The sequence below is a fragment of the Peribacillus asahii genome, assembly GCF_004006295.1.
Taxonomy (GTDB): Bacteria; Bacillota; Bacilli; order Bacillales; family DSM-1321; genus Peribacillus; species Peribacillus asahii_A.
The window spans coordinates 4,522,501-4,532,500 of record NZ_CP026095.1 but is presented as its reverse complement, the minus strand read 5'-3'; the positions used below and the strand labels follow the sequence as shown (position 1 = coordinate 4,532,500).

12 protein-coding genes and 1 riboswitch (1 of these 13 cut by a window edge) are annotated in these 10,000 nt (G+C 37.0%); of the genes, 10 read left to right on the top strand and 2 right to left on the bottom strand.

Annotated features, from left to right (window positions below; genetic code table 11):
* Window positions 1-320 carry the 5' portion of a DinB family protein gene (locus BAOM_RS22315; RefSeq protein WP_127762167.1) on the bottom strand. 160 nt of this gene lie to the left of the window's left edge, so 320 of the gene's 480 nt are visible here — the first part of the coding sequence; the start codon lies at window positions 318-320; its stop codon lies beyond the left edge, outside the window.
* Between the two features lie 272 nt (window positions 321-592).
* Between BAOM_RS22315 and BAOM_RS22310 the strand changes: the two genes are divergently transcribed.
* The 3 genes from BAOM_RS22310 (at window position 593) to BAOM_RS22300 (ending at window position 1,754) form a co-directional block, all read left to right on the top strand.
* The gene (locus BAOM_RS22310; protein WP_127762693.1) at window positions 593-757 is read left to right on the top strand and encodes an aspartyl-phosphate phosphatase Spo0E family protein; all 165 of its coding nucleotides are present in this window, start codon (window positions 593-595) and stop codon (window positions 755-757) included.
* Window positions 758-839: 82 nt separating this feature from the next.
* A riboswitch (cyclic di-GMP riboswitch) is annotated at window positions 840-924 on the top strand.
* 78 nt (window positions 925-1,002) lie between these two features.
* Window positions 1,003-1,359 (top strand): response regulator, encoded by a 357-nt coding sequence (locus tag BAOM_RS22305; RefSeq protein ID WP_127762166.1) that lies wholly within the window; start codon window positions 1,003-1,005, stop codon window positions 1,357-1,359.
* Window positions 1,360-1,568: 209 nt separating this feature from the next.
* The gene (locus tag BAOM_RS22300; protein WP_127762165.1) at window positions 1,569-1,754 is read left to right on the top strand and encodes a hypothetical protein; all 186 of its coding nucleotides are present in this window, start codon (window positions 1,569-1,571) and stop codon (window positions 1,752-1,754) included.
* Window positions 1,755-1,980: 226 nt separating this feature from the next.
* Here the strand turns inward: BAOM_RS22300 and BAOM_RS22295 are convergent, their stop codons facing one another.
* The gene (locus BAOM_RS22295) at window positions 1,981-2,430 is read right to left on the bottom strand and encodes a S1 domain-containing RNA-binding protein (RefSeq protein WP_127762164.1); all 450 of its coding nucleotides are present in this window, start codon (window positions 2,428-2,430) and stop codon (window positions 1,981-1,983) included.
* 306 nt (window positions 2,431-2,736) lie between these two features.
* Between BAOM_RS22295 and BAOM_RS22290 the strand changes: the two genes are divergently transcribed.
* From BAOM_RS22290 to BAOM_RS22260, 7 genes are all read left to right on the top strand, one after another.
* Window positions 2,737-4,119, top strand: coding sequence for a sigma-54 interaction domain-containing protein (locus tag BAOM_RS22290; RefSeq protein ID WP_127762163.1), 1,383 nt, complete (start codon window positions 2,737-2,739; stop codon window positions 4,117-4,119).
* A 340-nt stretch (window positions 4,120-4,459) separates the two neighbouring features.
* A complete protein-coding gene (locus BAOM_RS22285) occupies window positions 4,460-5,758 on the top strand; it encodes a CitMHS family transporter (protein WP_127762692.1) in 1,299 nt (432 codons plus the stop codon).
* A 10-nt stretch (window positions 5,759-5,768) separates the two neighbouring features.
* Entirely contained in the window at window positions 5,769-7,103 is a 1,335-nt protein-coding gene (locus tag BAOM_RS22280; protein WP_127762162.1) for an acyclic terpene utilization AtuA family protein, read from the top strand.
* Complete coding sequence (locus BAOM_RS22275; RefSeq protein ID WP_127762161.1) at window positions 7,084-7,395, top strand: AtuA-related protein; 312 nt, start codon at window positions 7,084-7,086, stop codon at window positions 7,393-7,395. Before BAOM_RS22280 ends, BAOM_RS22275 begins: the two co-directional genes overlap by 20 nt.
* Before the next feature lie 459 nt (window positions 7,396-7,854).
* Complete coding sequence (locus BAOM_RS22270; protein WP_127762160.1) at window positions 7,855-8,475, top strand: chromate transporter; 621 nt, start codon at window positions 7,855-7,857, stop codon at window positions 8,473-8,475.
* Window positions 8,476-8,492: 17 nt separating this feature from the next.
* Window positions 8,493-9,035, top strand: a complete 543-nt coding sequence (locus BAOM_RS22265) for a chromate transporter (RefSeq protein ID WP_127762159.1) — start codon at window positions 8,493-8,495, stop codon at window positions 9,033-9,035.
* A gap of 92 nt (window positions 9,036-9,127) precedes the next feature.
* On the top strand, window positions 9,128-9,709 hold the full coding sequence (locus tag BAOM_RS22260; RefSeq protein ID WP_127762158.1) for a YitT family protein: 582 nt from the start codon (window positions 9,128-9,130) through the stop codon (window positions 9,707-9,709).
* The last annotated feature ends 291 nt before the right edge of the window (window positions 9,710-10,000 follow it).

Below are 10,000 nucleotides of genomic sequence, written 5' to 3'. Positions count from 1 at the left end.
TGATAACCAACCATATCTTCAACATTTTCCGTATTGATAAGAAAATCCTTTATCTCATTATGTAAAATAGTAGATGCTTTTACAGTATCCTCAATTGTGCTGAATGATTTGGATACAATTTGCTGTAAGCTATTTCCTTTCATCCGCAAATACCATAGTTCATCCACTGCTATCATATGGCCAAAGGTTTCAGCAACGGTAGGGAAAACACTGTTCACTTTGTTAAGAAAAACTGCCTCTGGAAGGCCTTTTAAATGTTGAATTAACCTATCGTTAGTCCATACATGGTAATCAAATAATTGCATAGTCCATTCTTTCACTCATGATCCCCCTTAACGAAAGTTCTTCATTTTTATAAATTATACTTCCGAATATCAGTTAATAGAATAGCGTGAGTCAAACTCTTTTGTAGATTTTCCGTATGAGAAAGCTCATTTCTCTTTGAATGGTATGTTCGTTTGTAAAGATTTTGTCGTATCAACGGATTAACTGTCGAACCCCTTATTATTTTATGAATCATGGTTTATAATGATGGCTGTTGCCTATGTTTTCTATTTTTTGTTAAAAATGAATAGGGAGTTAAGTTGTGAAAATGGAAGTTTTATCACTTAAAGAGTTGGAATATAGAATTGATGCTGTAAGAACTCGTATGATTGTTGTAGGAAAATTAAAAGGACTTGGCCATCCCGACACGATTAAATCCAGTCAAGAGTTAGATATTTTATTAAACGAGTATCAAAAAATTAAAGCAAAATAACCTATCCACAAATTTATTAGTGATTTATAGGTGTTTATAATTATTACCTTATATTTAATCCTTCATATTAAATGTGTTATTATGCCTATTGGGGCAAATTTTACGAAAGTAAGAGACGCAAAGCTACGGACCTAAAGCATTTTTGCCATGGTGGCCGAGTTGCCAGGAATTATTCCTGTATAATTATATAAATAAGTGGCATTTTCCTGATTTGCCTTAGTCTTTAAAGAAAGGTATTTCTATTATTGAAGAAGTCTGTTTTGCTTGTGGATGATTCTCTTTTTATGAGAACGTTATTAAAAGGAGAGTTAAATCCAAATTATTTTACCGTTATTTCGGAAGCCGAAGATGGTCTAGAAGCGATAGAAAAATATAAGATGCTTTCTCCGGATATTGTGTTGATGGATGTAACGATGCCAAAAGTTAATGGCCTCGAAGCTTTAAAAGAGATCATTTGCTTTGATCAACGTGCAAAGGTTGTAATGTGTTCGGCACTTGGTTCACAGCCATTAGTAATCGAAGCGTTAAAGGCTGGCGCCAAGGACTACATTGTTAAACCTAATTTTGGTAACCTAAATAACACTCTTATTAATTTGTATTAGTTTACATCCAGTTTAAATGGGTGTTTTTTTTATACTCATATGTGGTTAACGTGTGTTATTCGGGGGCGTATCGAGAGCTGAGATTATGAGAATGGACACGCAGGAATATTAATAAATAAAATTCCAAAATGGGATTTTTCTGTTTAAAAGAAGGAAATATGTCACGTTTCGACGAATATAGTTAATATATTTCTTTGGAGGTGTTGGCTATGGCCATTCGTTGTGGAGATTGTTACAGTTTATTAGAGGATCAAGATCATGTTGTGCTAGACGAGTTTAATACGTTAAGGCACACATATTGCGGCTACGATCTTGTTAGCGAGTTGGTCCAAGATGTCGGCACTTATAAAAATATCAAGGAAAAATATCAGTTTTTTAGTGAAGAGGTTAAATAAAGATTGGCGAAATAGGTCCGAACTAGAAAGAGCTAGGGGCGCGCTTAAAAAGGCCGAATGCTATTTTAACAATGCTATATTGAAGTAAATAAAAAGAAGAAAACAACAATTCCTCTAACAAGGAAAAGCTGTTTTCTTCTTTTATTGTTTGGCCGGCCAATTGAAAGAAGGCAAGCTGATTAGGCTTGCCTTCATAATATGATGAAATATTTAAAAAGCAGCAGGTTTATCCGCGTCTACCGCCTCTACCGCCTCTTTTTGATTCAGTGTTACGTTTAAGAGATGATAAATTCTCTTCACTATTCTTTAAGAAACGAGTAATTTTGTCCTCAAAATTTTCTTTTGGTTTAAAATTACTTTTTGGACGAGAGTCTTTAGAATAGCTGTTAGGTCTTCCCTGACGCGGTGGGCGTTGGGAATAAGTGGAGGTTTGTCCTTCTGGTTTATCTATAGCTTTTTTGATAGATAAGGAAAGTTTTCCGTCCTTCTCACTAAGCACTTTCACTTCGACTTGATCGCCTACTTTAAGATGGTCATTCACGTCTTTTACATAGCTATCTGCTACCTCACTGATATGTACAAGACCTGTTGTTCCTCCCGATAATTCTACGAATGCTCCAAAATTAGTAATGCCTGTTACTTTCCCTTGTACCTTACTTCCTACTTCAATGGACATAAAAAAATGTTCCTCCTCAATAATATTCCTACATATAATTTTAACAAATTAAAAAAGAATATCAATTGGATTTATATTCCTACTGTATTTTTTTTTTTGAAAACTATTTAGGAAATGTAAATGAATATAAACATTTAAGTGAAAAGTAACCTAGTTTCCTTCACTTTGTTGGATTGCCTGTCTTTTGTAAACTTTCAAAGCATCGACCTTGCCAAAATGATATATTGGGAATATAAATCTTCTTTAAAAAGGTTATTATGTATAAAATTTACTTATTCAAGAGGGCGGAGAGGATTGTGCTAAATTATGTCTATACTAAATCATCAAATAGATGTCTCCTTTAAAGAACAGGTAGAGTGGTGGAAAGCTGTTATAGATTCTATCAATGATGGTATTTTGGTCATTGACCAAGAAGGTATTGTTAGGCTGATTAACCCCGAATATACAAGGATTACAGGGGTAACCTCTGACATCCTTGGAAAGCCGCTTCGGGAATATCGTCCTGGTGCACAGCTGCCCGATACGCTGGAGGATAGAAAATGTAGAGTAGGCGTATATCGGAAAACGAAGGATAGAGAGTATTTAGTTGATATGGCTCCAATCATTGTGAACAACCAAGTTATTGGAGCTGTCTCGGTTTGTAAAAGTCTAACTGAAGTTCACAGACTTTCTCAAGAACTCAAGAAACAAAATGAGAAGTTAAAACAATTAGAGAGAAAAATGGATTCAATGTATGAAGCGAAATATACATTTGATCAAATTATTGGGAAGGAAGCAGGCTTAAAAGGCGTTGTAACCGTTGCGAGAAAAGTGGCGGATTCTAATTTGCCAATTTTAATTACTGGGGAAAGCGGGACAGGAAAGGAGCTATTCTCGCAAGCTATTCATAATGCAAGCAGCAGAAATGGCCGGCCTTTTATACCTGTAAACTGTGCAGCTATCCCTGCTGAACTTTTAGAAAGTGAATTGTTTGGATATGGGGAAGGAGCGTTTACGGGTGCTAAGAAGGGCGGGAAAGCTGGATTATTTGAAATGGCCAATTACGGAACGCTTTTTTTAGATGAAATTGGTGATATGTCCTATGATCTTCAAGCTAAACTATTAAGGGTGTTGCAAGAAAGAAAGATTCGAAGAGTTGGAGAAACGATAGATCGCGACATTGATGTAAGGGTGATTGCCGCCACACATCGTGATTTACAACATCTCGTACATAAGAATCGCTTTCGTGAAGATTTATTCTATAGATTGAATGTAATCCGCTTACAGGTACCGTCGCTTCGAGAACGAAGAGAGGATATACCGAGGCTAATTGATTCATTTCTTCAATCAGCTTATTCTACGTATACCATCGAAGAGCAGACTTTGAAATTTCTATATTGTTATGAATGGCCTGGGAATGTCCGGGAGTTGAAAAACGTGATTGACTATGCGACTTGTATAGCCGAAGGAACAGAAATTACACTTCACGATCTACCAGAGTCGATGATAAAACAAGGAGCGGAGTTATTTCAACAACAACCGAATCGCTCGTTACAGGGAGTAATGGAAGATACCGAACGGAGACTGATTCAAGAGACAATCAACTATTTTGGCACAGGTATTGAAGACAAGAAAAAGGCTGCCAAATCATTAGGCATTTCGTTGGCTACTTTATATAACAAAATTAAGAAATATAATATTGGCTCTTAAAATTTCTAAAATGTTAGAAATACCTCCATCTCATTTCTAAATATTTAGAAATGAGGTGGATAGCCTAATACCGATATGTAATAAAATATCTTTCCCAGTTACCATTTCTAAAACATTAGAAATAGGAAGCGGGAAAATAGATTTGAAGAAAGTGTTTTTATGGTACTTTCTTTTTTTATTTTCTTCATAATTTCTCGAAAATCGATATTTTATATGAAAACTAGTTAAAATAAATTAATTATTTACAAATTTATGTGAGAAATTCCATTTTTGGCATGGTTCTTGTATTAATTAAAGATATAGATTAGTAGTTATAAAAAACTAGTGAGGGGTGAGGGGTATTTTAGCATTATTAGGTTTCTTAACTATAGGGATTTTCTTGTTTTTAATTATGACTAACCGTTTATCGGTCTTAATTGCTTTAGTTCTAGTGCCGGTCGTTTTTGCTTTAATTGGTGGATTTGGTTTAGAAATAGGGCAAATGATGTTAGATGGTGTCATAAAGGTTGCTCCTACAGGGATTATGATTGTTTTCGCTGTCTTATATTTTGGATTAATGATTGATACTGGTTTATTTGATCCGATGATTAACAAGATGCTTCAATTGGTCAAGGGGGACCCATTGAAGGTTGTTATCGGGACAGCGGTTATTACGATGCTTGTCGCATTAGATGGTGATGGTGCTTCTACTTTTATGATTACGGTGACCGCGTTACTGCCTCTTTATAAAAGGTTGAAGATGAATCCGCTCGTGTTAGCAGGTGTTGTTGCCTTGGGGGCTGGAGTCATGAATCTTGCGCCGTGGGGTGGACCTACTGCAAGGGCAATGACAGCCTTAAATACGGATGCTGCTGCATTGTTTCATCCTGTGTTGCCTGCCATGATTGTGGGAATCTTGTGGGTCCTGTTTTCAGCTTTTTGGCTTGGGAAAAAGGAAAGAGCAAGATTGGGAATTATCGATTTGAATGAGGATTATACCGGCATTATGGAAGAGCAAGCTGCCGCTATAGAGGCTAAACGCCCTCAACTTTTTTGGTTTAATCTCATCTTAACCATTATCCTTCTCGTGGCTTTGGTCAAGGTATGGCTGCCACTTCCGATATTATTTATTATTGCTTTTTGTATCGCCTTACTTGTCAATTACCGAAATCCTAAAGAACAGCAGGAACGGATATCGAGCCATGCGGGGAATGTTGTACTCGTTTCTACGATGATCTTTGCAGCAGGGATTTTTACTGGAATTCTTACAGGGACAAAAATGATTGATGCAATGGCTTCTTCCATGGTTTCGATTATTCCTGAATCATTAGCTGGCTATCTGCCTGTACTTGTAGCGATTACGGGTATGCCTCTTAGCTTAGTCTTTACACCGGATGCTTATTATTTTGGGATTCTTCCTATTATTAGTCAAACGGCCGCTTCATTCGGGGTTGATCCTATTGAAATCGGTCGGGCCGCTATACTTGGACAAATGACGACTGGATTTCCTTTAAGTCCATTAACAGCGTCTACTTTTATTCTTATCGGGCTAACTGGAGTTCGTTTAGGTGATCACCAGCGCTTTATTTTTAAATGGGCATTTGGAACAACGATTGTTATGACGATTGTAGCTTTACTAACAGGAGCGATTACTATTTGAGGTGATGAAAATGATTAGAATTGGATCTGGGGCAGGCTTTTCAGGAGATCGATTAGAACCTGCAGTTTTACTCGCGGAAAAAGGAGATTTGGATTATCTCGTATTAGAGTGCTTAGCCGAACGAACGATTGCCTTAGCACAAAAGCGAAAAAGTCAAAATCCTTTATTAGGCTATGACCCTTTATTAGAAAAAAGAATGGAACTTCTTCTACCGATTATTTGTAAAAATAAAACTCGGATTATTACGAATATGGGAGCGGCAAATCCTATTGGTGCTGCTGAAAAGATTGTAGAAATCGCTCAACGTCTTGGGATTTCGATTAAAGTAGCCGCAGTAACAGGAGATGATGTTCTAAAGTACATTCACTCTGATGACCGTATTTTAGAGACGAATGAACCTATATCATCGGTTCAACATGTCATTTCAGCAAACGCTTACCTTGGTGTAGAAGCGGTATTACCAGCTTTAGAGACAGGTGCGGATGTTATTATTACTGGTCGAATAGCCGATCCTTCCTTATTTCTAGCTCCGATGATTCATCATTTTGGTTGGTCCGTAGATGATGTCGGCCTACTGGCAAGAGGAACAATCATTGGCCACTTATTAGAATGTGGAGGACAACTGGCTGGCGGCTATTTCGCTGATCCAGGCAAAAAAGATATACCAAACTTTGCTGAACTAGGGTTCCCATTTGCTGAAGTGGAATCTGATGGTTCTGCCGTGATTAGTAAAATAGAAGGTACAGGTGGATTGATTAATTTAGCGACAACGAAAGAACAACTTTTATATGAAGTAATGAATCCATATGAGTATATAACACCTGACGTTATTGCAGATTTCACATCCGTGTATATCCGTGAAATCTCTCCAAATCGTGTTGAAATACGTGGCGGAAGAGGGAAAAAGAAACCGGATACGTTAAAGGTGAGTGTAGGCTACCAAGCAGGGTTTATCGGAGAAGGAGAAATTTCTTATGCAGGGTCTAACGCATTAGGGAGAGCTAAGTTAGCTGGAGAAGTAATATATGAACGATTGAAAGAGGAAGTCCAGGATCTTCGAATTGATTATATCGGCGTTTCGTCTGTGCACCGGACAACCTACGGACAATCTCTGCCTTATGAAGTCCGGCTTCGAGTTGCAGGTAGAGCAGCTGTTTTAGAAGAGGCGGTAAAAGTTGGAGAAGAAGTAGAAGCTCTCTATACAAATGGACCTGCCGGCGGAGGGGGAGCGCGTAAATATACAAATGAAGTCGTTGGGATCGTTTCTACCCTAATACCACGAAATAAAATAGATGTACAGATTACGATAAGGGAGAGCATGAAGAATGAAGAAAAAATTGTATGAACTTGCTCATAGTCGTGCTGGGGATAAGGGAAATACGCTTATGCTATCTCTCATTCCTTATAATGAAAAGGACTACCCAATGATTTGCGAGAAGGTCACAGTTGAAAAAGTGAAAAAGCATTTAAAGAACATCGTAGAAGGTGATATTGTCCGTTATGAGGTGCCCAATATATCAGCGCTCCAGTTTGTATGCCATCAAGCTTTACTGGGAGGAGTGACCACTTCTTTAGGGATGGATACTCATGGAAAGAGTTTAAGCTATGCATTGCTAGAGATGGAAATTGAAGTATAAGAAAGAAGACGAATAAGGTGTATATCAAAGAACCGGAGATTTCTTCGGTTCTTTTCTATATTTGAGGAAATAATCTCCATGACTTGTTGAATATTTTCAATCATCTATAATATTAAAAGGTAGGAGAACTTCGATGAGGTAGTCCAACAGATTTGATTCTTTACAAGTCTAGAATCATAATCGGTTCTATCTATATTGTATATAAAACAGATAAACGTTCTGGGTTGTCTCAAAAGCTGGATTACTCCATTATGACCTTCATGACTCTGATGAAGGCTATTGCCCTGGCTGGATTTCTTGATTTTGTCCTTCATGACTCGGATGAAGGCCATTTTTAGGACAGCCTCAATGCTCGTGTTGCAATTTACCTTTCCTGAGTCCTTTGATGATGTAGTCAATAAGGTCATTACGATAAATCAAGAAAGCTGATTATAGAACAAAATGAAAGAAGTGGAAGCAATGAAGGAAGAGTGGAAAATATTTTTTCAATTATTTTGGACCTTTTTTAAAATGGGGCCTGTCACGTTCGGAGGTGGCTATGCCATGATTCCTTTAATCGAAAAAGAAGTGGTAGAAAAGAGAAAATGGTTAAAAAGTGAAGAAGTTACCGATGTGTTTGCGTTATCTCAGGCTGTACCAGGAGCGGTTGCTATTAATTCCGCAACTTTTATTGGGAAGCGAATAGGCGGGATAAAGGGTGCTATTGCAGCCATGCTTGGTATTTCATTACCGACCTTTTTTATTGTGCTAGCCTTGGGCATTTTATATTTTTTCTTTCAAGATAATTCAAAGGTAGAAGCTGCCTTTCTAGCCATTAGAGCATCTGTTGTCGCCTTAATTGCTTATGCAGCCATCAAAACAGGAAAAACAGCCATTACTGACAAATCAACATTAGGCATCATGATAGTAGGTGTTCCACTTCTCTTCGTCATTCATCCTATATTCGTCATTTTACTTGGTGCTTTAACAGGAATTGTTTGCAGGTTTGTTAAAAGAAAATTGGGATATAACATGAAGTTAGAACAAAAGAACGAGGATTATAAAAATCACCCTGATTATTTCATGGGGGCGGGGATTTAAGAAGGGAGGTGCAAGCGATGATATTATGGGAGCTATTTAGAACATTCTTTGTCATCGGTTTTGTATCGTTCGGAGGCGGCTATGCGATGATCCCCGTAATAGAAGCTGAAGCTTCCCAACACGGATGGATGACAACACAACAATTTACCGATGTTATCGCCATTGCTGGGATGTCTCCCGGTCCAATTGCAACAAATAGTGCTATTCTCGTCGGATATTCTACAGCGGGCATAGCAGGAGCAATCATAGCTACTCTCGGAGTCTTGCTTCCTTCTATTATCCTGGTCCTTGTTGTAGCTACCTTTTTTACTAAACTACAAAACTATTCAATTGTTCAATCGATTTTTTATGGATTAAGACCTATTGTCGCTAGTTTAGTTATCTATGCTGCATTAAGCTTTGCTCTTTCCAACAATTTGATTACGATAAACGTTTCGTGGCATACAGTAAGCTTATTGTTTATCTTTGGGTTATCACTTGTGTTGTTATTGAAGTTCCGTTGGCATCCTATCTATATCATTATTCTTTCTGGGTTAGTGGGGGTTGCTCTTTACTCATAAGAAGAGTAAGGGTACTTCCTCATTAATCCGTATGATATTAGCATTCCCTTCATATGTTTTAAGATAATGATTTGGACAAGGGGATGCTTTTTATGAAAAAGTTAGTTGTTTTACTCTTTTCAAGTGTTTGTATCGGAATTGGTCTAAATATATTTATACTTCCCCTTCATATAATAAATGGAGGGGTATTTGGCATCAGTCTGTTAATTAAATATATTTGGGGTACTCAGGTTGGGCACAGCATTATCATGATCAATACTCCGATATACCTTCTATCTCTTCTATACGATAAGTCCTATTTCATTAATGCGATTCTTGGATTGGTTTTTACTTCAACAATGATTGATTGGCTAACACCACTAAACGGATTATTGCATCTACCAATATTAATCAGTGCAATTCTTGGTGGAATCACAATTGGAATTGGTATTGGCTTCATGATTCGGCTACATATCAGTCCTGGAGGAATCGATTTATTAGCACTGTTAATTTCAAAATCAAAAGCCATTAACCCTGGAATTGTTATGTTTCTTATTGATGTATTCATCATAATTGCCGGAATTATTATATTAAAAGACTTTAAGTTAATTTATTCGATTATCACAATTTCTTGCGTGGGGCTATGTGTTGGAGTACTGAATACTTTTAAGTCCATAAATTTTTATGTGAGATAAAGAAAAGGAGAGTTCATCATGTTAAAAATGATTGGCGCTCCTTTTGTCGTTTTCGTGTGTATCTTTTTGAAAATTAGTATTGATTTATATTGATCGATAGAGTATTATATAAAAACCGGCTTAAGAAGCTCTACTGAAACAAATAATAGATTTGTTAAGCAATAGCCGTAAGAATTATCTCTATATTATTGTTCGCTAATTGTTAAGAAAAAATATTTCAAAAAACAATTGACGAATTAGAAATAAGAGAGTAAAATAAATTCTTGTCAGCAAGACAAACTAGTTCTTTGA

Excerpts from the sequence above, each read along its gene's own strand:
- BAOM_RS22265 (WP_127762159.1), top strand. The coding sequence starts at position 8,493 with ATGATATTATGGGAGCTATTTAGAACATTCTTTGTCATCGGTTTTGTA.
- BAOM_RS22290 (WP_127762163.1), top strand. The coding sequence starts at position 2,737 with ATGTCTATACTAAATCATCAAATAGATGTCTCCTTTAAAGAACAGGTA.
- BAOM_RS22300 (WP_127762165.1), top strand. The coding sequence starts at position 1,569 with ATGGCCATTCGTTGTGGAGATTGTTACAGTTTATTAGAGGATCAAGAT.
- BAOM_RS22280 (WP_127762162.1), top strand. The coding sequence starts at position 5,769 with ATGATTAGAATTGGATCTGGGGCAGGCTTTTCAGGAGATCGATTAGAA.
- BAOM_RS22270 (WP_127762160.1), top strand. The coding sequence starts at position 7,855 with ATGAAGGAAGAGTGGAAAATATTTTTTCAATTATTTTGGACCTTTTTT.
- BAOM_RS22295 (WP_127762164.1), bottom strand. The coding sequence starts at position 2,430 with ATGTCCATTGAAGTAGGAAGTAAGGTACAAGGGAAAGTAACAGGCATT.
- BAOM_RS22310 (WP_127762693.1), top strand. The coding sequence starts at position 593 with ATGGAAGTTTTATCACTTAAAGAGTTGGAATATAGAATTGATGCTGTA.
- BAOM_RS22275 (WP_127762161.1), top strand. The coding sequence starts at position 7,084 with ATGAAGAAAAAATTGTATGAACTTGCTCATAGTCGTGCTGGGGATAAG.
- BAOM_RS22260 (WP_127762158.1), top strand. The coding sequence starts at position 9,128 with ATGAAAAAGTTAGTTGTTTTACTCTTTTCAAGTGTTTGTATCGGAATT.